Below are 24,601 nucleotides of genomic sequence, written 5' to 3'. Positions count from 1 at the left end.
ACTCTTAAAGGCATAGTCAATGTGCCTCTACCAACTCCTTTAAGAGAAAATCCTAAAGTTGTTGCTACTTTTGTAAACCTCGGTTTTACCCGGGATTTGTCGAAGGATGATTCTCAACAGAATAACAAATTTGTTGCCATATTGTATCACCCACTGCACTTTTTCGGATGATTCTGCGCTGGCGATCGAAAAGGACGGACCCGACCCGAACCTCCCGGCGGGCGTGGGTGTGGATGTAGGCGGCGGCGCGGCGGTCGATGGTGTCCGCGATCGCACTATAGACGCGATCGGCCCGCTCGGCATCCAGTTTCCGCAAATAGGTCAGGGCATCTTCGGCCGTGGGAGAGCGCAAAATCGCCCGCAAATCGTCGCCGGGGAGCCCGATGTCGGCACAGTGGGCCGTGAGGATTTCCAGGCGTCCGTCGGCGAGGTGGTGGTGGGTGTGGAAGATGCCACCGGCCAGTTTGATCAGCTTCCCGTGGTAGCCGAATAGCAAGATGGACTCGACGCCGACTCCAGCCGCGGCCACCAGCATCGGACCGAGCCAGTTGGCGGTTTTCACCGTCTGTCCGGCGGGGATGCCGGAATTGACGGCCAAATCCAGGCCGTTTTCCCCCAGACAGAAGACCAGGGTTTTGAATTCTGTGGCTTTTTGTTCCAGAATTTCTCGATAAGCGTCCAACTGTCCGGGGGCGCTGAGGGGTCGGGATAATCCCGTCGTGCCCAGCAGGGACAGCCCCTCGACGACGCCGAAGGCCTCGTTGGAGGTGCGTTTGGCCAGTTGCCGCCCTTCGGGTAAAATCACGGTGACTCGGATGCGATCGCCGGGGGGCAGCAGGGGTTTGAGGTTTTCCAGAATCAGCGATCGCGCGTATTTGTAGATCGCCGCGCCGCCCCCTTTTTCGTGGAAACCCACCCCCTCGCCCCCGACAATTTCGATCGCCATTCCCAGGGGGTTGGGGTTGCCCTCGATGCGTTCCACCAGCGCCCAAATGGGGGTGTCGCGGGTCAGATCCAAGTTGTCGCCCGGATCGGAACGGGTGATGCCGAGGGCGGAATTCGGACCCAGGCGGGCGACCTGTTCGACGGGAATTTCGGCCGTTTCCGGGGGGTCGATCAAGTTCACCGGGACGGCGTTTTGGGGGTCGGGCGTTTGTTTCTGTAGGTGTTTGAGGGCCGCGATCGCGGCGGCGCCGGCGAAAACGGGTAAGGTGTATCCAGAACGGGGTTGAGTGGTCATCTTTTGGGGTGGGATGGCGATCGCGATTTTAACATCGAACCGGTCTACCCGGCCTCTGGGATGAAGCCGGCGGCGATCGCTTCTACCCCGTGCCGGCGGATTGGCACGACCTCTATCCGAGTTGAAGTTATGGGGAGGCGGGGGGGATTTCCGCCTCTTCCGAGAACCGATAAAAGCTGGGATCATCTTTGAATGTCTGTTCATTTAAGGGACTCTCAATGATGCCCATTTCCAACATCAACTGACCCATCAAAATCGCCTCTTCGCGGGTCGCCCGTTCCTGCACCATCAGCCACTCCACCGCATCCGAACCCAAAAAGACGTCGGGAAATATTTTAAACTGAAAACGCCGATCTTTGACCGGCACGCCTTCCGGCCCCCGCATCGCGGCCGCGATCGCGTCCCAGTCGTATTCTTCCCGGATTTCGGGTTCTTCGAGGGGTAGAAATTCCCGGGGTTGGGGCCGGTCATTTTCGGGGGTCTGCGAGCGCACCCCGGCGGAAATTTCCGGGTCTAAATCCTTGAGGTACAACTCCTGTTGGGGACGGGCAATTTCGATTCCGTACCGCCGCAGATACCGCTCGATTTGGCTGTACAGGTGGGTCCTCACCTTCGGCTGTTTGAGGGGGTCGGAAATAAACGCCACCACCCGAAATTGTAACCCGTCTTCGGCGTATTCCCGGAACTTGACTTTCGGCGGCGGGTGGCGGAGGATGTCCGGGTGTTCCACCTGGGCTGCGGCTAACAAAACCTTGGAAACAAACTCGATATCCGAACCGTAGGAAACGTTGATATAGGCTTTCACCCGCGTTAAACCGCTGCGGTTCCAGTTGAGGACTTCCCCCTCGATAAAGCGGGAATTGGGGACGGTAATGATGTGGCGATCAACGTGGGAAATTTCCGTGGTTCGGGCACCGATTCGCAGCACCAATCCTTGGAATTCTCCCACTTGAACTAATTCCCCGATTTTGATGGGGCGGGCGACGATTAAAATCAAACCGCTGATAAAATCTTTGGCGATATTTTGCAGTCCGAAACCGATGCCGACTCCGATCGCACCCAGGAGAAATGCCAGGGATTGAAAGTCGATCCCGCCGGCATTTAAAACCAAAAGTACGCCGATAAAGAGGAGGCTGTAGCGGACGAAAAAGGCGATCGCATCTTGATGGCTGCGGTTGGCGGCGGTGAGGGTCAAAAGGCGCGATCGCAGAAGGCGGACAAACCAACCCACGCCAATCCAGAGGGCGGCAACCATCAGGATCAAAACCAATACCCGGTTCAGGGAAATCGCCTCTTCTCCGAGTTGAAAGATGCGGTTGTTAAAGGTGCTGTCCAGCAGTTTTATGAGGTAGTAAAACCATTCTCTAGTGATGGGAAATAATCGTGCAGAATAGATTATAAATACAACCCATACTCCGATTTGTAGTAATATCAAAATCAACAGTTTTAAGGAACCCCACCGCCCCGGAGATTGTCGGGCTTGCTGCTGTTGGACGTGGCGGCAAAGTAAGATCAGCAGCACTTGCAGGAGGAGGGCGACAAAAAAGGCGATCGCTATTTGTTTGAACGCCCAGCGGGTGTAGTCTGCCGTCCGTTCCCGCCAACTTTTATTCAATCCTTCCTGCAATTTTTTTTGCCAAATTTCCCCCTGATTTTCCGGGTAAAGTGCGCCGACTGTATCCGCTTCCGCGACCCGCAGAAAGGGGCGATCGCCTACTTTCAAAACGACCTCGTTTTGGCGGCGGACAATTTCAATCGCCAACCGAATTCCAGATGGGCGAATTTTCGTCCGATTCCACTTGATTTTCATCGATTTTTTGGTCATCGTTACAACTGTCAAAATAACCCCGAGAGATCCGGTTATAGCAGCTTCCGAATCACAACCCTTTCGAGGACGGTTCGGCCCGAAAGCTGACCCCCCGACATCCCCGGGGCTGTTTCATTTTCCCCCGAAAAATGGCGTTTGGGGGGCGGAGGGGTGGAGGGGCGCAATGGGCGCCCTCCGAATTTGAGAGGGTGATTATTTTACCCGTCGATATCAATGATATTTTTAATTTTAAAATCAAAAAATTGCTAAAACTTAAGTTTCTGAGGTTGACAATCGATCCCAATTCGTATATCATGCGCGATCGCCGGCTTCTCTCTCTCGAGATCCTAACGTTTCTCAAAAGTTAACGTTTTTTTAATCTTGCCGTGATAAGTTGATTCGGACAAGCAAAATCTGTGGATTTCACCCCCAAAAATGGACTTCTATGTGCAGTTAGCCCTCGCGGGTTGACCGCCAAATTCTCGATTAAAATAGGGATTTCTCCGTCAAACTAGCCAAGTTTTTTCGATCGCCATGACAGCAACCTACGACATTCAAGGTGCGGCCCATCAGTCTCCCCTCCTGGGTGAGGAAGTGACCGCCACCGGAATCGTCACCGCCCTCGCCGGCAACGGTTTTTACCTGCAAGATCCCGTCGGAGACGGGAATATCGCCACCTCGGACGGCCTATTCGTATTCACCGGAGATCCCCCCACCGTCAGCGTCGGGGATGGCGTAGAAGTGAGCGGAACCGTCGGGGAATTTATCCCCGGCGGGGCGGACAGCGGCAACCTCTCCATCACGCAACTGGAGGCGACGAATGCAAATGTCACCGTCGAGTCCTCGGGCAACGCCGTGCCCGCCCCCACGGTCATCCCCGACGATCGCACCCCGCCGACGGCCACCATCGACGACGACAACCTGACCAGTTTCGACCCGGAAACGGACGGGATCGACTTCTACGAAAGCCTGGAAGGGATGCGGGTCCAGGTCAACGAAGCCGTCGCCGTCAGCCCCACCAGCCGATTCGGGGAAATCGCCGTCCTCGCCGGCGGGGGCGCCAACGCCGCACTGCGGACCCCCGGGGGGGGCATCGTCATCCGGCCCGACGACTTCAACCCGGAACGGATCATCATCGACGACGAATTGGTTTCCGACCCCCCTTCAGTGACCGTGGGCGATCGCTTCGACGAACCCGTTACCGGCGTCTTCAGCTACAGTTTCGGCAACTACAAACTCCTCAATCCCGAACCCCTCCCCCCCGTCACCCCCGGCGGTTTGACCCCCGAAACCACCGACTTGGCGGGAACCCCGGACCAATTGACCGTCGCCACCTACAACGTCCTCAACCTCGACCCCGGCGACCCGCCCGAGACATTCCAGACCTTGGCGGCGGGGATCGTCAACAACCTCAACAGTCCCGACATCATCGGCTTGCAAGAAATTCAGGATAACAGCGGGTCCAACGACGACGGGATCGTAGCGGCCGACCAAACTTATCAGACATTGATCGACGCGATCGCAGCCGCAGGGGGTCCGACCTACGAATACCGGCAGATCGACCCCGAAAACAATCAAGACGGCGGGGCGCCCGGCAGCAACATCCGCGTCGGATTTCTCTTCAACCGCGATCGCGTCAGTTTCGTCGATCGCGGAAACGCCGGGGCCACCGACGCCACCCAAGTCACCACCGACGCCGGCGGCGAGGCCGCCCTCAGCCTCAGCCCCGGCCGCATCGACCCGGAAAACCCCGCCTTCGCCGAAAACGAAGCCACCGGCTTCGACGGAACCCGCAAGTCCCTGGCGGGGGAATTCATCTTCAACGGCGAGAAGGTTTTCGTCATCGTCAACCACTGGAAATCCAAAGGCGGCGACGATCCCCTGTTCGGGGCGACCCAGCCGCCGCAACAAGAAACCGTCCAACAGCGAACCGCCCAGGCCCAGGTGGTCAAGGACTTCGCCGACGAAATTTTGGCCGCCGACCCGGACGCCAACGTCGTCATTTTGGGGGATTTCAACGACTTCCAGTTTTCCCAACCCCTGCAAACCCTGGCGGGGGATGAGTTCGCCAACCTGACGTTGCAGTTGCCCGAACCGGACCGCTACAGCTTTATTTTTGACGGCAATTCCCAGGCTTTAGACCATATTTTGGTCAGCAATCATTTGGCGGACTCAACGCAGGTGGACGCGGTGCACCTCAACGCCGAATTTCCGAACCCGGCCAGCGACCACGATCCGATGGTGGCCGGCCTGACCCTATCCGGGCCGTTCACCCTGCAACTCCTCCACGCCTCCGACCAGGAAGCCGGGATTCCCGCCCTCCAGGACGCGATCGCATTTTCGGCGGTGATGGACGCCCTGGAAGACGACTACGACAACACCCTGAAACTAGCCTCCGGCGACCTGTTCATCGCCGGACCCTTCTTCGAGGCCAGTCGCGGCATCTACGACTCCGCCGCCGACGGGGAACCTGCCGGGGCGCCGGGTCTGGCCGACATCCTGATTCAAAATGAGTTGGGGTGGGATGTCGCCTCCGTCGGAAACCACGAATTCGACGCCGGAGACGAAACCTTTTTCAACCTTCTCGCCCCCGATGCCGATATCGTCAACGGTTCCGCCGGGGGTCGGGGCATCGGCGAGGGGGGCTATCCCGGCGCCGCCTTCCCCTACATCGCCAACAACCTCAGCTACGATAACGCCACCCTCCCGGAAGGTTTGAACGTCGTCGAAAATGGCGGGGCGCCCCAACCCAACAGCCTCACCGGCAGCGTTGTTGTCGATGTCAACGGGGAAAATATCGGCGTGTTGGGGGCTCTCACCCCCTATTTGCCCGCGATCGCCAATAATGGGGACGTGGAGATGCTGACGGGAGACGACATCACCGCCTCCACCCCCATCGCCGAACAGGTCGCCGCCCTGATTGAGAACCTGCAACCGGAAGTCCAGGCCCTCACCGATGCCGGGGTCAACAAAATCCTGTTGATGACCCACCTGCAAGAGGCGGAAATCGAACGGGCTTTGGCCCAAGCCCTGGCAGATGCGGGCATTCCCGTCGATATCCTCGTCGGCGGCGGGTCTCACCGGGTGATGGCGGACGGAACCGGTGTCCCCCCCCTGCGGGAAGATGAAACCCAGCAAAATAACGGGCAACTGTTGCAACCCTATCCCCAAGCATTTACCGGCGACAATACCGTTTATTACGTCAACACCGGGGCGAATTATCGCTACCTCGGACAACTGGTGGCGGACTTCGACGCCGGAGGTAATATCACCCGCATCGGGGACGACAGCGGAACCTTCGCCACCGACATCGCCGGGGTCGATCGCCTCTACGATGAAAATATTACCGATTTTGAAGGGGTCAGAGCGATCGCCGATCCGGAAGTGGTTGCGATCGTTGACGGCGTGGGAAATTTTGTGAACGCTTTGGACGGCAACATTTTCGGCCAAACCGACGTCTTCCTCAACGGCATCCGGGGCGACGTGCGAACCCAGGAAACCAACCTGGGAAATCTCGCCGCCGACGCCCAGGATTACTACGCCGAACAATATCTGGAAACCTACGGCGACGACCTTTTAGCAGGGTTTGAAGCGATCGATATTTCCTTCAAAAATGGCGGCGGAATTCGGGACGCGATCGGCCAGTCTTTTATCGCCGGCGGTGGTGGTGAATTGGTGCAGGTTCCCCCCCAAGCCAATCCCAACGTGGGCAAAGAAGAGGGGGACGTTTCCCAACTCGACATTTCCAATTCCCTGCGGTTCGACAACGACCTCACCCTGGGAAAAGTGACGGCGGGGGGACTGTATGAAATCGCCGAACACATGGTTTCCGGGGTGGAAAATGTCAGCGGCCGTTTCGGTCAGATCGGCGGGTTTAAGTTCAGTTTCGACCCCGCCGGAGATCCCCGGACGGCGGAACAACCGGGCGATCGCATCCAAAATTTGGTGCTGACCGACGAGGCCGGGACTCTCCGGGAAATTATCGTTCAAAACGGGGAATTGGTGGGCGACCCAAACCGCGAATTCAGCGTCGTCACGTTGGGCTTTTTAGCCGGCGGCGGCGACAGTTATCCGGAGGTGATTTTCGACCAGGTACAATTGGGCACTTTTGAAGAACCGGCAACTTTGGGTCGGGCAGATTTGGTGTCGGGAAGCGAACAGGATGCCCTGGCTGAATATCTGGCGGCATTCTTCAACGTCGAAAACGGACAAGATGCCTTTTCCCGAGTCGATACGCCCCCGAGTGGCGACGATCGCATCCAGAATTTGGCGTTCCGGGAAGATACCGTATTGGAGGGAATTACGCCCCCCGAAGCGGGCGACACTTTCACCCTGCAAATTCTGCACGCCTCCGACTTGGAAGGGGGGGTCGATGCCATCGAACGGGCACCCAACTTCGCGGCGATCGTCGAAGGGTTGGAAAACGACACCGACAACTTCGATGCCTCCATCACGTTATCGGCCGGAGACAATTACATTCCCGGTCCTTTCTTCAACGCGGCGGGGGATGCGGATACCTTCCGCGAGGGTGGCATTTTCAACGAGTTTTACAACCGTTTTTACGACCTGCCCAATACTGAAATTGACGACAGTTATGGCGGGTTGCGGGAGGGTGTCGGCCGCGTCGATATTTCCATCATGAATGCGATCGGTTTCGACGCCTCCGCCTTCGGAAACCACGAATTCGACCTCGGAACCGGAACCATCGAAGATATCATTGCCCCCGACTATCAAGACGCCGGGTTGGGTGACGATCGCTGGGTGGGTTCCCAATTCCCTTATTTATCTGCCAATTTGGACTTTTCCGAAGACGGTAGCCTCTCCGGTTTGTTCACCGACGAATTGCTGCCGACAACCGACTTTCAAAGCGGCCCGCCGGAGTCTTTGGCCGCGGAAGAAGTCCCCAAAATTGCCCCCAATGCCATCATCGAACGGGGGGGCGATCGCATCGGCGTCGTCGGGGCGACCACGCCACTGTTAAACAGTATTTCTTCGCCGGGGGATGTCTCCGTCAATCCCACCGGCAACGACATGGCGGCGTTGGCGGAAGTCCTGCAACCGAGTATTGACAAATTGCTGGCCGAAGGCATCAATAAAATCGTCCTTGTCACCCACCTGCAACAGATCGGTTTGGAAGAAGAATTACTGCCCCAATTGAGTGGGGTTGATGTGGTCATCGCCGGGGGTTCCGATACGATTTTAGCCGACGATACCGACCCCCTGCGTCCGGGAGATGAGGCGGAGGGAGTCTATCCCATCGTCGCGGAAAATGCCGACGGCGACCCCGCCGTTATCGTCAGCAGCGACGGGGAATATTCCTACGTCGGGCGCCTGGTGGTGGAATTCGACGACGATGGAAAATTGATCCTCAATAATGAAGAAGCCACCGATACCGAAATTAGCGGAATTTTCGCCACCACCGACGAGACGGTATCGGAACTTTGGGGAGATGCCGACCCCTTTGCAGGCGGAACCAAAGCCGCTGCCGTCCGCAGTTTGACGGACGCGGTGACGGGGGTTGTGGAAGAGAAGGATTCCCGAGTTTTCGGATTTACCGATGTCTTTTTGAACGGAGCCCGGGAGTCGGTCCGAACCGAAGCGACCAATTTGGGTATTCTCACCGCCGAGGCGAATTTATTTGTCGCCAAACAGTACGATTCCGATGTCACCATTTCCATTAAAAATGGCGGTGGCATTCGTGCCCCCATCGGGGAAGTTGTCAACGAGGGAGAAACGACGATTTTACAGCCGCCGGAAGATGGGGCGGTTTCCCAACTTTCGATTGAAAATGCATTGCGGTTCAACAATAATTTATCCCTGCTGACGCTGACGGCGGACGAGTTATTGTTGGTGTTGGAACACGCCGTCGCGGCGACCGGACTGGGGAACACGCCGGGACAGTTTCCCCAGATTGCCGGGTTGTCTTTCAGCTTCGATCCCACAGGAGAGGCGATCGCATTTGACGACGATGGAAATGTCACCCAAGCCGGCGATCGCATCCGCAGCGTTTCCCTATTGGATGAAGCGGGAAATGTCACCGAACCCCTGGTCGTGGACGGTGAATTGGTGGTGGAAAGCGATCGCACGTTCCGCATCGTCACCCTCGGTTTTTTGGCCGGCGGCGGCGACAGTTACCCCTTCCCATTCTTAGCCGAAGATGTGGTGGATTTGCGGGAATTGCCGGTTCCAGAAGGGGGAAATGATGCGGCGTCCTTCGCGGAAAATGGCAGCGAACAGGACGCTTTGGCGGAATATTTGGCGGCGAATTTTTCCACCCCGGAGACGGCTTTCGATTTGGAAGATGTTCCCGCCGAGGAAGATATCGTCATCCAGAATTTGGCCGTCCGCGAAGATCCGGTGGCGCCCTCCCGGCCGTTGATGTCTGTGGCGGGAACCTACGAAACGGGAATTTTCGACCGGGCGGGGGCGAAAATTAACGCCTACGACGCCGAAACCGAACAATTGTTCGTGGTGAATGAAGCCGATATCACCCTGGATGTTCTGGATATTTCCGATCCGAATAACCCGACTTTTGTGGAGGCGATCGACCTGTCGGACTTCGGGGCGACGGTGAACGGCGTCGATGTTTTTGAGGGTTTAATCGCCGTGGCGGTGGAACCGGAAAACACCCAGGAAGCGGGGACGGTCCTGTTTTTAAATGCGGCGGGAGAAGTGCAAAATTCCGTACAAGTTGGCTTCTTGCCGGACATGATTACATTCACCCCCGACGGGGGCAAACTTTTGGTCGCCAACGAGGGGGAAGCCAACGCGGAATATACCGTCGATCCGGAGGGTTCGATCAGTGTCATCGATCTGGCCGGCGGGGTGGAAAATGCCTCGGTGACGGATGTCGGATTTACGGCTTTTAACGAGCAAATTGACAGTCTGCGGGAAGCCGGGGTGCGGATTTTCGGGCCGGATGCGACGGTGGCTGAAGATTTGGAACCGGAATATATTGCGGTGACGGCGGACGGTTCGACGGCTTACGTCACACTCCAGGAAAATAACGCGATCGCGGCGGTGGATTTGGAGGCTTTGGAAGTCACCGATATTTTCCCCCTCGGATTCAAAGATCATGGCGCGATCGGTCTGGATTTTAGCGATCGCGACGGTGCCTTTAATATCGCCACCCAGGACAACCTCTTCGGGATGTATCAACCCGACGAAATGGCGGCTTATGAAGTGGACGGGGAAACCTATTTGGTGGTGGCAAATGAGGGCAGCGGACGGGAAAGTGACGGCTTCAACGAGGAAGTTCGCGTCGAAGATCTCACCCTCGATCCCGAGGCGTTCCCCGACGCGGAAACCCTGCAACTGCCGGAAAATCTGGGCCGCCTCACTGTCACCAATACCCTGGGAGATACGGACGGGGACGGCGATTTTGATGAATTGTATGCCTTCGGCGGGCGATCGTTCACCATCTGGAAACCGACGGAAACCGGGTTGGAATTCGTGTTCGACAGCGGCAGCGAATTGGAGGAAATCACCGCCGGACAATTCTCCGATTTCTTCAACTCCGACAACGACGAAAACACCTTCGACACCCGCAGCGACAATAAGGGGCCGGAACCGGAACCGTTGACCGTCGGAACTGTCGGCCGTAAAACCTACGCTTTTGTTGGTTTGGAACGGATCGGCGGCATCATGGCTTACGACATCAGCGATCCGGAAAATCCCGAATTTGTTCAATATATCAACAACCGCAATTTTGAGGGCGACCCGGAAGCGGGGACGGCGGGAGATTTGGGGCCGGAAGGGTTGACAATGATTGACGATTCTTTGCTGGCAGTCAGCCACGAAGTCAGCGGCAGTACCACTTTAATTGAACTCAACGCCCTCAACAGTGCCCCCACATTGGAAGAAGGCGGAACCCCGAGTTTGGAACCCGTTTCTACCGAAGGCGAAAATCTGGGAACCCTGGTTTCCGATTTGTTGGCCGGGTTCAGCGACGATGGGGACGGCGGGGCGATCGGAATTGCCGTGGTGGGAATTGATACCGCCAACGGAGTTTGGGAATTCTCCCTCGACGGCGGCGAAAGTTGGACGGTATTTTCGACTCCTTCGGATGCCAGTGCCCGGTTATTGTCGGCGACGGCCCGAGTCCGGTTTGTGGCTTCCGTGGGATTTTCTGGAACGGTATCGGAGGGGATTTCATTCCGTGCCTGGGACGGCAGTTTTGGAACCGCCGGCGGCACGGCAAATGTCACCGTCAACGGTAGTTCGACGGCGTTCAGCAGTACGGTTTTAGCCGCTTCCATCCGCGTTATTTCCGCCGACAATAACCCCCCGATTATTGCAGATATCGACAAAGAAATTGACGAGGGGGCGACAATTACGTTCAGTTTGGAGGACTTTACCGCCGCCTTTGAAGATGAAGACGGGGACGAGTTGAGCGCGATCGCCATAACATCCTTACCGGAAAATGGAACCCTGGAATTGGACGGGGTTGCGGTCGCAGTAAACCAAGAAATCCCGCGCAGTGCGATCGGTGGTTTGACGTTCACCCCCGACGATAATTTCGGCGGCGAGGTGAGTTTTAATTATGCGGCGATCGACGGCCAGGACACCTCGGAAGAAGCGGCGATTAACATTACCGTCAACGCCGTCAATACTCCCCCCGTGGTGGCCGAACCCATCCCCGGCCAGGTGGCGACCACCAACTTCGGTTTCAGCCTCGATATCGGCGAGAATTTTGCAGATCCTGACGGGGACGAACTGACCTACACCGCCAGCGGTCTGCCCTTCGGCATCGAGTTGGACGGGGAAACGGGGGCAATTTTTGGAGCCCCGGTGAGTGCCGGAACTTCCACCGTCACCGTCACCGCCAGCGATGGGGAATTCTCCATCCAAACTACATTTGAGTTGGTCGTCAATGCCTTTAGCCTGCCAGAAATTCCCCCCCTCGAAGGGGATGACGAGGGCGAACCCTCCGTCCCCGGCATCGATATCGAAATTCCCATCCGCCCCCCCAATCCGGTGGAAAATACCGTTTCTGGGAATGAGGAAAATAACGACCTTTTGGGAAGTGAAAACAACGACGATCTGTTCGGTTTAGGCGGAAATGACAGCCTCACCGGACTGCAAGGGGATGATAACTTGTACGGCGGTTTGGGCTTCGACTTGTTATTCGGACGCCAGGGGGATGATAACCTCTACGGCGACGACGAAGGCGATACCATGTTCGGCGGCGTGGGGGGCTTAATTCCCGGCGATACCGCCAGCGACGACGATTTCCTCGACGGCGGAAATGGCAATGATATCATTTTCGGAAATCGGGGCAATGATACCGCGATCGGCGGCGAAGGGGATGATGAGATTTACGGCGGACGGGATGACGATTTGCTATCCGGAGAAAATGGCAATGATTTCCTGGCTGGAGATTTGGGCGACGATACGATCGTCGGTGGCAACGGTCGCGATCGCTTCTTACTCGTCCCTAATGCCGGAACGGATTTAATTGCCGACTTCACCGACGGAACGGATTTATTTATCCTCGGAAATGGTTTGACATTCGACCAACTCGCCATCACCCAGGAAGAGGGGACGACCGTGGTGAAAATTAATAGCAGCGACGAGGTTCTCGCCACCGTTCCCGGCGTGGCGGTTGACGACCTGACATCGGAGGATTTTACATTGCTGTAATTCCTCGCCATACCTAGAAACCGGGTGTCTTAGAGTGATTTTTCGTCACCAACGAGACCGTCTGCTAGAAACCCGGTTTCTTTGATTTGTATCAATTACTATCGTAGCGGAACAGTCATCTGTAACGATTGCGGGGGCCGATCGCCCCCGCTATCAAACCGCAATCAACCGCTACGAATCCACCCCTTCAATGGGTGCGAAACCTTGCCGCTGGATGTTCTCCGTAATCGTGCGCGGTTCCAAGAATTGCAGCAGGTAATCCGGACCCCCCGCTTTGGAACCCACCCCCGAAAGCTTGAAGCCGCCGAAGGGTTGCCGGGAAACGATCGCCCCCGTAATGCTGCGGTTGATATACAGATTTCCCACTTCAAAATCCGCCTTGGCTTGGTCGATGTGGGAGGGCGTGCGGGAATACAAACCCCCCGTCAGCGCGTAATTCGTGCCGTTGGCGATCGCGATCGCCTCGTCGAAATTTTGCGCCTTAATCACTGACAAAACCGGCCCGAAAATCTCCTCCTGGGCAATTTTAGCCGTGGGAGAAACATTGACAAAAACTGTCGGTTCGACAAAATAACCCGTCTCCGGTGCTTCTTTGGAAATTGCCAATTCCGCCTCACCTTTGCCAATTTCGATGTATTCTTTGATCTTCTTCTGGGCGTTGCCATCAATGACGGGTCCCACAAAGGTACTGGGGTCGGTCGGATCGCCCACATTCAGCGATCGCACCGCCTCAATTAACCGCGAAACAAACGCCTCGTAAACCGGTTCCAAAACCACCGCCCGGGAACAAGCCGAGCACTTCTGGCCGCTGTATCCAAAAGCGGAATAAACCACCCCCGCCACAGCCTGATCCAAGTCCGCACTTTCATCCACAATGATGGCATTTTTGCCGCCCATTTCCGCAATTACCCGTTTCAAATGTTTCTGTCCGGGACGCAAAATCGCGGCTTCGGCGTAAATTTGACAGCCCACTTCCTGGGAACCCGTGAACGCGATCATGTGGACATCCGGATGTTTCACCAAACCGGCGCCCACCGTCGATCCCTTGCTGGGGATGAACTGAAAAACGCCATCCGGAACCCCGGCTTCCACCAAAATTTCGGCGATTTTTGCACCAATGACGGAGGCGGTTTCCGCCGGTTTCAACAGGGTGCAATTTCCCGTCACCAAGGAAGCCACAGTCATCCCCGTGGGGATTGCCAGGGGGAAATTCCAGGGGGAAATCACCAGAGAAATGCCGCGCGGCTGGTAGTGGTAGCGATCGCTTTCTCCGGCGGTGTCGTAAATATACCCTTGGTCCAACCGCTCCATTTCGTCGGCGTAGAACCGGCAAAAATCCATCGCCTCGGACACTTCCGCGTTGCACTGGGACAGGGCTTTTCCAGTCTCAAATACCATCCACCCGCACAACTCGTGGCGGCGTTGTTCCATCAATTCTGCGGCCTTCCGCAACACCCCCGCCCGTTCCCGAACCGGGGTCTTTTTCCAAGCCGGAAATGCCGCTTTTGCCGCCGCGATCGCTTTCTCCGCCTGTTCCCAACTCGCCAACCCCATTTTACCCACCAATTCCGAGGGGTTAGTCGGGTTCACGGAATCGATAAATGTATCGGTATTGTCTGCCTTGCCGGCGATAATTGGAAAGTAGGTTTTTCCCAACTGCGATCGCACCGTTTCCAGCGCCCGCAACGCCTCATCCCGCGTCACCGCATCGGAATAATCGCTGTCGGCGGCATTGGGAAATGGGGGTTTCCAGGTGTCGTGAATCGTGCTTTTTGCGTCGCCCTCGGGGGGTGCGAGAAGTTCTTCCAGCGGGCGTTCTTCGGAACTTTGACGGATGAAAGAAGAGTTGGCGGTATTTTCCAACAATCGCCGGATCAAATAAGACATCCCCGGCAAAAGTTCGCCGTAGGGACAATACATCCGCACCCGATAACCCTTGGTGGCGAGGGTTTTTGCGAGTTGATCTCCCATGCCATATAACACCTGCATCTCGAAGGCGCGGCGGGGCACGTTCAACGTCTCTGCGATCGCGATCGCTTTGGCTTGGGAACGGACATTATGACTGCCAATTGCAGAATAAATATAGGCGTGATTTTCCAACATCAATTGGGTCAGCCGTTCGTAGTTGGCATCCGTTGCGGTTTTGTCGTTGAAAACCGGCTGGGGCCAGTCATTTTGCATGGCTTTGATGGTTTCCTGATCCCAGTAGGCGCCTTTCACCAAGCGAACCGTCACGGGATGTCCGCGCAATTTCGCCCATTCAATAATGCCTTCGAGGTCTTTTTGGCTGTCCCGCAAATAGGCCTGGACCGTCATGCCGATATCGGTGCGATCGCGGAATTCCTCCTCCATCAGCAGGTTTTTCAAAATACTGAATGTGAGGTCTTTGTAGGCATATTGTTCCATGTCGAAGTGAACCGCCGCCCCCACTTCTTTGGCCCGCCGCAGCAGCGTCCGGATGCGATCGCTGACTTTAATTTCACTTCCTTTGGCATCGAGGGGATCGAACTGGGAATAAAACGCCGTCAGCTTCACGGACACTTGAACGCGGGGGATGGAGTTGCCGTCCGCCTCGTCAATTTGGGGGATACTCGACCACCGCTTCGCCGCCTCGGATAGCTTTTCCATCAATTCCAAATAGCGGTTCAAATAGGATTCCGCTTCCGTCTCGGTGATGACGGCTTCCCCTAACAAATCCACGGTGAACGCCAATTTGTCCTTCCGCAACCGTTCCAAAGTTTTAATCATTTGCGGAATGTCCGCCCCCGCGATATATTTGTGGGCGAGGGTTTCCACCGCCGGCGCCACCGTCGTCGCCGCCACTTTTCCCGGCATCGAATCCGGGTTGGCGAAGTTCAACAACTTTTTCAGGGCGTCGGGAAGTTCCACCGATTCATCGGTGAGGTATTCTTGCAGGTGGGCGGCAATTTCGGGTTTGCTTCTCAACGCGGGGAGGCAGTCGATAAAATGAAACAACTGCACCCGCAGGCCGGGGTTGGACATCGCCCAATCCAACAATTTGTCATCCCAGCGCATCTGGTCCTGCAATTTCCCGAATAGGGATTGCTTTTTCTGTTGGGTTGTCGCCAACAGTTCCCGGGCGATTTCCTGGGTTTTGGCTTCGTAGGTGTGATCGGATACTTGTGCAACCACTGCTTCTTGACTCTCCACTTGACGATCAAATTGAAACGGGGAAAATGAGCGATCGCATCATCAAACGCCGGTATTTTATCCGACGTCATAAATACTCAGTCTCATTTCCCACAACCGCTGATTCTATTTTAGTTCAAGCCGTTGTCACCGCTTAAAATTCGGTGATATAGCTTTACATTTTTTTATAATTTTGACAACCGACTTACGATAACGTCCAATCTTCGATATTCAATCCGGGGACTTGACCGAAATCCCGTCGGTTACGAGTGACGACGGTGGCGCCAATTGACAACGCGATCGCGGCAATTCGCATATCTTTTTGTATCTTTGCTTTCCGCAGTGCGCGATTTTCTCTGAGTAGTTGTTTGAGAACTTCGGCGGCTTCCGGTGTGAAATTGAGTATCGTTTGATTTTGATAGAATTGTACGTTTTCCAAAAAATATGTATAAAGTTCGGTCAGGCGAACCATGTCATCAGTATCTCTGACTTGATTGATTTTGGGAACCCAACCATTAAATTGTTCTTGAACCGTGATAATTGTAATGGCAAATCGATGCTGTTCTGCCTGAACTATAATTCTAGGATGGTTACGGAGAATTAGCGACACAGAATCCGTATCCAGAATATATTGACACACCCTCCACGACCTCTTAATTACAAATAAAAGGATGGATCGACTTCCGATTCATCATCAGAATCCCGTTCGGCTTGAATTGAGTGCATAATTTCCTCAAAATCAGCATTATTCTCAAAGATTCCGGCAAATTCCATCCAGGGCGGTTTTGAAGATGTCGCAATGTCTCGCCCTTCTGAAGCCTCGGATTGAATTTCGTATGGTTTGGATTTTAATGGGGTTCTTGAATTGACTTTTTGGCAAATACCATTGTGTCCTTTCAAGTCTTCAACCTTCCCCAACAACTTGTCTTTTAAAATGATTTTCATAACTCTATATCCTCCGTCATTGATTGTTCGATTTCGTCCGAATTCGGAATCGTGTAGTTGGTTTGTTTTTCAAACTTTTCTAAAACTTCATTGAGAGAGTTGACAAAAGATTTTGCGGTCATGTGAGACGCATTGATGATGACTTCTTCTTTTCCGTTTCGTTTTAATAAAATAAAAACGTCGTGCTTGGACACTCCCACGGAAAACTCATTGAAGTAAATGCTCTCGATTTCGCCGGATCGGATCAGATCCTGAAGCTCTCGTTGTCGATTTTCCCGATCTTGAGTCATAAGAATATATATGGTTGTCTGATATTGTTTTAAGTTGACTTTTTTAAATTGATTGAGTATATTGCATTTATCACCTATTAGTATAGCACAATGAGAAATGACTCGCATTCAAAACATTCGGGGAAAAAATCGGGGTTCTGCAATCCGAGTGCGGTCGTATTTTTGAACATTAATCTTTCATTGTAGCAATTTTGAGTGATTTGTCAATAATCGGAACCTCACTCCTTACAATGGGAAAGTTGTTTCACGATCGCAGCACAATGGCACGTTTAGCCCTCCTGAGTGTATCTGACAAAACCGGACTGGTTGACCTGGCCCGATCGCTCGTCGAAGAATTTGGATTCGACCTGATCAGCAGCGGCGGGACCGCCAACGCCATCAAAGAAGCCGGACTCCCCGTCACCAAAGTTTCCGACTACACCGGATTCCCCGAAATCCTCGGCGGACGGGTGAAAACCCTGCACCCCCGCATCCACGGCGGCATCCTCGCCCGCCGCAATTTAGCCGGGGACGTGCAAGAATTGGAAAGCCACGACATCCGCCCCATCGACCTGGTGGTAGTGAACCTCTACCCCTTTGAACAAACCGTCGCCAAAGCAGGTGTCACCCTCCCGGAAGCGATCGAACAGATCGACATCGGCGGGCCCACCCTGCTGCGGGCCTCCGCCAAAAACTTCGCCCATTTGACGGTCCTGTGCGACCCGGGACAATACGGCGATTACCTGCAAGAATTGCGCGATCGCAACGGGGAACCGACCCTGGAATTCCGCCAGGGGTGCAGCTTGCAGGCCTTCCGCCACACCGGCGCCTACGATCGCGCGATCGCGGCCTATTTAGAACGCCAAGACCCCGCCGAACCCTCCCCCCTGCCGAGCACCTACACCCTCGCCGGAAGCGAACGTCAGGCCCTCCGCTACGGCGAGAACCCCCACCAACCCGCCACCTGGTATCAAACCGGGACCGTCCCCAGCGGCTGGTCCGCAGGGGAAATCCTGCAGGGCAAACCCCTCAGCTACAACAATTTAGTCGATCTCGAAGCCGCCAGACGGATCATTTGCGAATTCACAGACGAGCCCGCCGCGGCCGTTCTCAAACACACCAACCCCTGCGGCGCGGCGATCGCCTGTACCCTTTCAGAAGCCTATGAAAAGGCATTCGCGGCCGATTCCTTGTCCGCTTTTGGCGGTATCGTCGCCCTCAACCGCCCCATCGACGCCCCCACCGCCGCGGCGATGACGAAAACCTTTTTAGAGTGTATTGTCGCCCCGGGCTGCGAACCGGAAGCCGAGGAAATTCTCAAGAAAAAATCGAAATTGCGGGTGTTGATTCTCCCCGATTTATTCACCGGGCCGAAAGAGACGGTAAAAGCGATCGCGGGGGGATTTTTGGTGCAGACCGCCGACGATGCGGAAGACAATCCCGACCACTGGCAATTGGTGACGGAAAAGAAACCCACCCCCGAACAATTGGCGGAATTGTTATTTGCCTGGAAAATTGCCAAACACGTCAAATCGAATGCGATCGTGGTGACAAAAAACCGGACGACGTTGGGCGTCGGTGCCGGACAGATGAACCGCGTCGGCGCGGCGAAAATCGCCCTGGAACAGGCCGGAGAAAATGCCCGGGGGGGATATTTAGCCAGCGACGGTTTCTTTCCCTTTGACGACTCCGTAAAGACCGCTGCAGCCGCCGGAATTGAAGCGATCGTGCAACCGGGCGGCAGTCTGCGCGACCAAGATTCCATCAATGCGGCGAACGAATTTGGCGTCGTCATGGTGTTGACGGGGATGCGCCATTTCCTGCATTAATTTTTCAGCCTTTCCGCCCTCAATCCGGGGGCGGTTTTAAAAAATTCAAAATTCAAAATTCAAAAGTCATCCGATCGCTGTTCACTTTTCACTCAAAAAAAACCCGTCTCATCAGGGTTGAAAAGAGACGGGCTGTCAAAAGTACCGGCTTTGATAGCGTATATTCAGGGAACGGCGGGCGATCGCACTTCCCCCGGTCGGTTCATCCGGATGGGGGAACTTGACCGGGCTGCGTCGCCCTTTTTTCGACCACAAAAAATCCCCGCCGACCGGTCGGCGGGGATCGCGGAATCGAAATTCAAAACCTTTACGGATTGACGATATATTCCGATTCGATGGGTTCGACTTCGCCGAGTTTCACCAAACTTTGATAAATCATCGCGATCGCCTCGGCTTGGGTCACGGGTTCGTTAGGATTGAAGGTGTCGCGATCGGGATGATCGACCACCAAACCCGCCTGGGTTGCCGCGGCCACCTTGCCGACGGCCCACTCCGGAATTTGGTCGGCATCCGCGTAGGTTTTCAGGACTTCCTGGGGATTTTCCGGCGGAGTCAGGTCGAAACCGCTGGCCAAAGCGACCACCACCTCAACCTGAGTCATCTGCTGGTCGGGACGGAACACTTCCCCGGGATATCCCTTGAGGAAACCCCGTTTGGTGACATCTCGGATGGCGGGATTGGCCCAGTAATCCTCCGGCAGATCCTTGAAATTGATGTCGGGTTGGACATCTTCCCGCTCAAACGAGCGTTGCAGTTGGTTGGCAAACTGGCTCCGGGTTAAGGGTTCGTCGGGTTGAAAAGAACCGTCCTCGACTCCGATGGGCTGATTTTGGTCGGCGAAATAAGTGATAAATCCCCGCGCCCAGTGATCCTCCGGCACGTTAGCCAGGATTGGTGTCGTCTCATCTGGACTCTGTGCGACCTCTGGAGCGGTGGCGGCCGTTTCGGCATCCTCGGCCTCGGCGACATCGGAAGGCGGGGGAGTTGCGGCTGTTTCCGTCTCGGCATCCTCGGCCTCGGCGACATCGGAAGGCGGGGGAGTTGCGGCCGTTTCCGTCTCCGCATCCGGGGTTTCGCCACCGGGCGGGGACTCCAAAGGAACCAGAGGAACGGCGGTGGTTTGAGTCTCGGATGTCGGAGCTTCCGACGCCGCATCTGGAGAAGCCGGGGTCGCGATCGCCCCCTCATCGACCGTTTCAGAATCCGAAGCCGGGGGAGTGGCGGCCGTCTCGGCATCCGGGGTTTCGGCCCCCGGCGGGGACTCCAAAGGAACCAGGGGGACGGCGGCGGTTGGCTCCGGCGACGCTTCCGGAGATTTGGGCACCATCGCCGCTTCAGATGTGGTTTGGGTCTGACGCCCGAATAATAAAGGTGCGGCAGACACGACGGCTCCGGAGGGAGCCACAGACGCCGTTCGGGAGCGATCCGAGACTTCGGGCTCGGAATCGCGATCGGTTTCCAACAAACTGGAGGTTCGGCTCGGGAGTACGTCTTCGATCAAATCGGAGATCTGAGTCGAACCGCCTCCTTCGAGCGTCGGTGTCGGCGTCGCCCGAAATAGATTCAGACTCAGCCGCGGATCGACTTTTCCAAACGACCAAAAGAAAATGAACCCCATCGTCGCGATCGCCAAAATAATGGCAACCCACTCGTCGAACATGGGGGGTAAGTCTTGCCGTTTCGGCAAGTCTGGAGGATTTGATTGTGACATGGTGATTGCTCACATCGCAACATACCCTCAAGATTAACGGTTCAGGATGGGTCTGGCAATTGATATCAGATAGGGAGTCGGTATTAGGGAGTCGGTATTAGGGAAAACCAATTAAGAGATGAGAGGAAATGTCCTGAGCGTCATAGCGACTGCTATACAATTAATTTTCCTTCCCAGTTCCCGATTCTTTACTCCCGACTCCCCAACCGCAGCGCCATAAAAAATCCCCCGGAAGGGGGAAGTTTGAAACCCAATTTTTAGGTATTTTTGCGAATCGATCGCGACCTAGGGATCGAGGGTTTCGCTGACCGCCAGAGGACGGGAGGGATCGCCCAGAATCGCGATCGCCCGCGCGTAGCAGGGATCTTCCCGGGTTCCGATCAGGTTGGGATCGCGGGCGAGTTGCTTTTTCTCCAGGGTACTCATCTCGACTTTGACATCCGGGGTCACGCCCTTGTGGCTGATGTCCGTGCCGTTGGGGGTGTAGTAGTGGGCCACCGTGACCGCCAGACCGGAGCCGTCGGAAAGGGAGAACACCTTCTGCACCAGGGCTTTGCCGAACGTCTGCGTCCCCATCACCACGGCCCGCCGATTGTCCTGCATCGCCCCGGCCAAAATTTCGCTGGCGCTGGCTGAGTTGTCATCCACCAGGACGACGGCCGGCAGGTCCGTCAGAGCCGTGCGGTTGGCGCGAATTTCCTCGCTGTCCCCGTTGCGATCGATGGTGCTGACGATCGCGCCCTTATCCATCCACATCCGCGCGATATCGATGCTGCTCCGCAACAGTCCCCCCGGATTGCCGCGCAGGTCCAACACGAACCCGTCCACATCTTTTTCGAGCAGCGCTTCGATGGCCTCTTCCATCTGTTCGGCGGCGTGGGAGTTGAACTCCTGCAGTTGGATGTAGCCGATCTTGCGATTTCCCTCCGTGTTGAGCCGGTAGCGCACCGTTTCCAGCTCGATGCGGGCGCGGGTCAGGGTGACGTCGAATTCTCCCCGTCCCTCGCGGCCGATTCGCAGGGTGATGTCGGTTCCCACCCGGCCGCGAATTTTCTCCGCCGCCTTTTCCACGCTCATGCCTTCGGTGGACTTGCCGTCGATAGCCAAAATGCGATCGCCCGCTTGAATTCCAGCCTCGATGGCGGGAGAATTTTTGATCGGATTGACGACGGTGATCTCTCGGGTGGCTTCGTCCAACATGAGCTGCATCCCCACCCCGGAGAGTTCCCCGGCGGTCTGGTTGCTCAGGCGCTCGTACTGCTCGGGGTCCATGAAGCGGGTGTAGGGATCTTCGAGCCGTTCGAGGGCATCGCGCAGGGCGGTGTAAGCCTCTTCCCGGGACGTGTACTCTTGCCCCAACAATTCCTCCCGAACTTCCACCCAGTCGAGGCGGTTGAAGCTCGGATCGACGTAGACTTGGTTGACAATTTGCCAAGCTTCGTCAACGATGGCTTTCGGGCTATCTTTCAGGGTCGCGTTGACGGACTCGCTGAATCCGGGGAGTGCGAGGGCGGAAAGGGTTGCGATCGCCCCGCTGTAAAAGGCGGTTCGGATGGGGGAAAATCGTTTTTCGTGATGGTTCATCTAGTCTTCCTCTGGCTCAATTCCGCTCTGAAAAAACTGACTCAAACCTATCCACGCGCCGTCCAAATCTGAGCAGAGTTGGATGGGTTCGGTGTTTTCTTCCTGCTTCGTTCTGGAAGTGTCGGCACTCTCCAGTCCGCAGGCTAACACGAATGAGCTACCCGCTTGATGTGTAGTTCAGAAAAGAAAAAAACCTTTTCTACTGGGTGCGGAGCTTCTAACTTCCCGCTGTCTATGGAGCTTGAACATCCAGTCAAAACTGATGATGTTGTATCCTCTGACGGCACCCGGCAACCTTTTTGAGCCGATTAATTGGATTGTAGCTCACACGGGGCAGGTCATGGTAGATTTTTCGATTCTGTTACGAATTTTAAACGGAGCTTGGATAGGAGTGGGGAATACAATCCCCGATTCGGGGAGTATCAATCATGATCGCTTTACAACCTGCAAACCCGTCTCAATCGGATCGCGGCAAGCTGTCTCCTGCTTCCTCCACGGGTATCAGTGTTCCCGCGTCCGCAGGTTTCATTTCCGACGGCACCGGCTCTGCAACGGGTGCGGCCGGCTCCGTCAGTACCATCCCGGGCGTCTGAAAATGGTAGCATCGGCCCGGAATGTGCGAATGTCTGAGTCTCTGACAACTGGCCATCGCCGTTGACTCGAGGTCACACCCCTTTGCTGATAGTGTAGCTATAATTTCCATTGATGACAAAGCAGCGCGAGTCGTATTTTAATGTGAGAGCAAGCTGAATTCGGCGGGGTTTTCTCTGAAATGTCATCTTTTCTGGTCAGGCGCTCGGATGTTTGGATTCCGGCGGCGATCGCCGTCGTCGCCCTGTTGGGTGCCGTCGGCATCCAGATTTACGCCCCCGGCGGGGCCGAAATTCGCGATCGCCCCTCGGGGGCGGACGGCCCGGAACTGACGGAGGCAGACGCCCGAGAGCAAGAACGGCAACTGGCTACCAATCTGGAACTCCTCAAACGCTCCCCCGGTTTCGGATTCGACAATTTGCTGGCCGACTGGACTTTTCTCAACTTCCTCCAGTATTTCGGAGATGAGCCGGCCCGGGAGCTGACAGGCTACCAGCTCAACGACGACCATTTCGATGTCATCTCCAAGTTCGATCCCAAATGGGTCGATATGTACCTGTTCTTATCGACGTCAGTTGCTTATTACCAGGGCGAACCGGAACTTTCCGTAAAGCTGATGAATCGCGGCACCGATGCTCTCTCCCCGGACTACCCCGACGCCTGGCGGCTGTGGCGACTCAAGGCGATCGACCAGTTGCTCCTCGTCGGCGACACCGAGGCCGCGATCGCGTCCCTGGAAATGGCGGCAAAATGGGCCGCAGGCACCCCCTCCGAGGCCCTCGCCGCCAGATTTCGGGAGGTGGCGGCTACCCTGCGGGAAAATCCCGACAACAAAATGATCCGTATCAACGCTTGGCTGACCGTGTACTCCCAAACCACTGACCCCGTGGTGCGAAAACGGGCGATCGCGGAACTCGAAGCCCTCGGCGTCCAAATTGAACAGGGGGAAGATGGACAGTTGAGATTTTTCGTGCCGCCGGAGGAAACGGAGGAAATCAATCGATAATTATCAATTATCAATTATCAAGATTCGTCCTCAAACTTGTAACCCACCCCCGTCACAGTTTTGACGAAGGTGGGGTGGGAGGGGTCGGGTTCGATTTTTTTTCGCAGTCGGGCGACGTGGGTATCCACCACCCGCTCGTCCCCGAAAAAGTCGTCCCCCCACAATTTATCAATCAGTTGGCTGCGACTCCACACCCGCCCCGGGTAACTGATGAAGGTCGCCAATAAGTTGAACTCCAGGGTCGTCAGATCCAGGGGTTCCGAATGGGCGTCCCGCCGAAAGTTGGCCGTCCGCCGGTCGAGGTCGAGGGTGAAGTGGGCGGTTTGGTAGGTTTGGGTCTGTCCCCCCTGGCGGAGGCTGCGGCGCAACAGGGCCCGCACCCGCGCCACCAGTTCTCTGGGGCTGAAGGGTTTGACCAGATAATCGTCCGCCCCCGTGGACAGGCCGACGATGCGATCGATTTCTTCCCCCTTGGCGGTCAACATCAGGATGTAGGGGTCTTTTTGTCCCGGTTGCTGTCGGATGCGGGCGCACACTTCCAACCCGTCCAAACCGGGCAGCATCAGGTCGAGAACGATGACGTCGGGCTGTTGTTCTTGAAACATTTCGAGGGCACTGAGGCCGTTTTCGGCGATGCGACAGGAGAACCCTTCCCCTTCCAGAGTGCGCCGGATCAGGCGGGCAATTTCGGGTTCATCCTCGACAATCAAGATATTCATGGGTGCGATCGCACGTTGAGATCGGATGGTTATTAGGGGTCGAGAGAGAAGTCGCCTTCTCCCCCTCCCATTCAGAACCGTGCATGAGACTTTCACCTCACACGGCTC

Annotated in this window: 13 protein-coding genes; 3 read left to right on the top strand and 10 right to left on the bottom strand. The window is 55.8% G+C overall.

The annotated features are described in order from the left end of the window. Positions 1-85: 85 nt before the first annotated feature. Both cbiD and AC0QHF_RS09160 read right to left on the bottom strand, forming a co-directional pair. Entirely contained in the window at positions 86-1,240 is a 1,155-nt protein-coding gene (gene cbiD, locus AC0QHF_RS09165) for a cobalt-precorrin-5B (C(1))-methyltransferase CbiD (protein ID WP_324703900.1), read from the bottom strand. Positions 1,241-1,367: 127 nt separating this feature from the next. Then, positions 1,368-3,065: a mechanosensitive ion channel domain-containing protein gene (locus AC0QHF_RS09160; RefSeq protein WP_324703899.1), complete on the bottom strand. Its 1,698-nt coding sequence runs from the start codon at positions 3,063-3,065 to the stop codon at positions 1,368-1,370. A 516-nt stretch (positions 3,066-3,581) separates the two neighbouring features. On the opposite strand from AC0QHF_RS09160, the gene AC0QHF_RS09155 reads away from it, so the two are divergent. Next, positions 3,582-12,689 (top strand): choice-of-anchor I family protein, encoded by a 9,108-nt coding sequence (locus tag AC0QHF_RS09155; protein ID WP_324703898.1) that lies wholly within the window; start codon positions 3,582-3,584, stop codon positions 12,687-12,689. A gap of 171 nt (positions 12,690-12,860) precedes the next feature. Here AC0QHF_RS09155 and pruA read toward each other — a convergent pair whose 3' ends face one another. The 4 genes from pruA to AC0QHF_RS09135 all read right to left on the bottom strand — a co-directional run bounded on the left by pruA (position 12,861) and on the right by AC0QHF_RS09135 (position 17,074). Further along, positions 12,861-15,842, bottom strand: a complete 2,982-nt coding sequence (pruA, locus tag AC0QHF_RS09150) for an L-glutamate gamma-semialdehyde dehydrogenase (protein WP_324703897.1) — start codon at positions 15,840-15,842, stop codon at positions 12,861-12,863. Between the two features lie 202 nt (positions 15,843-16,044). After that, on the bottom strand, positions 16,045-16,311 hold the full coding sequence (locus tag AC0QHF_RS09145) for a type II toxin-antitoxin system VapC family toxin (RefSeq protein ID WP_324703896.1): 267 nt from the start codon (positions 16,309-16,311) through the stop codon (positions 16,045-16,047). Positions 16,312-16,496: 185 nt separating this feature from the next. After that, a complete protein-coding gene (locus AC0QHF_RS09140) occupies positions 16,497-16,784 on the bottom strand; it encodes a hypothetical protein (RefSeq protein ID WP_324703895.1) in 288 nt (95 codons plus the stop codon). Then, positions 16,781-17,074 (bottom strand): hypothetical protein, encoded by a 294-nt coding sequence (locus AC0QHF_RS09135; RefSeq protein ID WP_324703894.1) that lies wholly within the window; start codon positions 17,072-17,074, stop codon positions 16,781-16,783. Before AC0QHF_RS09135 ends, AC0QHF_RS09140 begins: the two co-directional genes overlap by 4 nt. Before the next feature lie 260 nt (positions 17,075-17,334). Here AC0QHF_RS09135 and purH point away from each other — a divergent pair, with 260 nt between their 5' ends. Continuing rightward, complete coding sequence (gene purH, locus AC0QHF_RS09130; protein WP_324703893.1) at positions 17,335-18,882, top strand: bifunctional phosphoribosylaminoimidazolecarboxamide formyltransferase/IMP cyclohydrolase; 1,548 nt, start codon at positions 17,335-17,337, stop codon at positions 18,880-18,882. A 307-nt stretch (positions 18,883-19,189) separates the two neighbouring features. Here purH and AC0QHF_RS09125 read toward each other — a convergent pair whose 3' ends face one another. The 3 genes from AC0QHF_RS09125 to AC0QHF_RS09115 form a co-directional block, all read right to left on the bottom strand. Beyond that, positions 19,190-20,593, bottom strand: a complete 1,404-nt coding sequence (locus AC0QHF_RS09125; RefSeq protein ID WP_324703892.1) for an S-layer homology domain-containing protein — start codon at positions 20,591-20,593, stop codon at positions 19,190-19,192. Positions 20,594-20,878: 285 nt separating this feature from the next. Then, positions 20,879-22,177, bottom strand: coding sequence for a carboxyl-terminal processing protease CtpB (ctpB, locus tag AC0QHF_RS09120; RefSeq protein ID WP_324703891.1), 1,299 nt, complete (start codon positions 22,175-22,177; stop codon positions 20,879-20,881). Next, the gene (locus AC0QHF_RS09115) at positions 22,178-22,327 is read right to left on the bottom strand and encodes a hypothetical protein (RefSeq protein ID WP_324703890.1); all 150 of its coding nucleotides are present in this window, start codon (positions 22,325-22,327) and stop codon (positions 22,178-22,180) included. 622 nt (positions 22,328-22,949) lie between these two features. Here AC0QHF_RS09115 and AC0QHF_RS09110 point away from each other — a divergent pair. Next, positions 22,950-23,774: a hypothetical protein gene (locus tag AC0QHF_RS09110; RefSeq protein ID WP_324703889.1), complete on the top strand. Its 825-nt coding sequence runs from the start codon at positions 22,950-22,952 to the stop codon at positions 23,772-23,774. A gap of 17 nt (positions 23,775-23,791) precedes the next feature. On the opposite strand, the gene AC0QHF_RS09105 is transcribed toward AC0QHF_RS09110, so the two are convergent. Beyond that, positions 23,792-24,493, bottom strand: coding sequence for a response regulator transcription factor (locus tag AC0QHF_RS09105; protein WP_324703888.1), 702 nt, complete (start codon positions 24,491-24,493; stop codon positions 23,792-23,794). Between the last annotated feature and the right edge of the window lie 108 nt (positions 24,494-24,601).

It is taken from the genome of Lyngbya sp. CCY1209 (assembly GCF_055795065.1).
Note: the sequence above shows the minus strand (reverse complement) of the source record. Positions and strands in the feature narration are given on the sequence as shown.

Coding starts and splice junctions, on each gene's coding strand:
- cbiD (WP_324703900.1), bottom strand. CDS start 1,240: ATGACCACTCAACCCCGTTCTGGATACACCTTACCCGTTTTCGCCGGC.
- AC0QHF_RS09125 (WP_324703892.1), bottom strand. CDS start 20,593: ATGTCACAATCAAATCCTCCAGACTTGCCGAAACGGCAAGACTTACCC.
- purH (WP_324703893.1), top strand. CDS start 17,335: ATGGCACGTTTAGCCCTCCTGAGTGTATCTGACAAAACCGGACTGGTT.
- AC0QHF_RS09105 (WP_324703888.1), bottom strand. CDS start 24,493: ATGAATATCTTGATTGTCGAGGATGAACCCGAAATTGCCCGCCTGATC.
- AC0QHF_RS09145 (WP_324703896.1), bottom strand. CDS start 16,311: ATGGTTCGCCTGACCGAACTTTATACATATTTTTTGGAAAACGTACAA.
- AC0QHF_RS09135 (WP_324703894.1), bottom strand. CDS start 17,074: ATGACTCAAGATCGGGAAAATCGACAACGAGAGCTTCAGGATCTGATC.
- AC0QHF_RS09155 (WP_324703898.1), top strand. CDS start 3,582: ATGACAGCAACCTACGACATTCAAGGTGCGGCCCATCAGTCTCCCCTC.
- AC0QHF_RS09110 (WP_324703889.1), top strand. CDS start 22,950: ATGTCATCTTTTCTGGTCAGGCGCTCGGATGTTTGGATTCCGGCGGCG.
- AC0QHF_RS09140 (WP_324703895.1), bottom strand. CDS start 16,784: ATGAAAATCATTTTAAAAGACAAGTTGTTGGGGAAGGTTGAAGACTTG.
- ctpB (WP_324703891.1), bottom strand. CDS start 22,177: ATGAACCATCACGAAAAACGATTTTCCCCCATCCGAACCGCCTTTTAC.
- AC0QHF_RS09160 (WP_324703899.1), bottom strand. CDS start 3,065: ATGACCAAAAAATCGATGAAAATCAAGTGGAATCGGACGAAAATTCGC.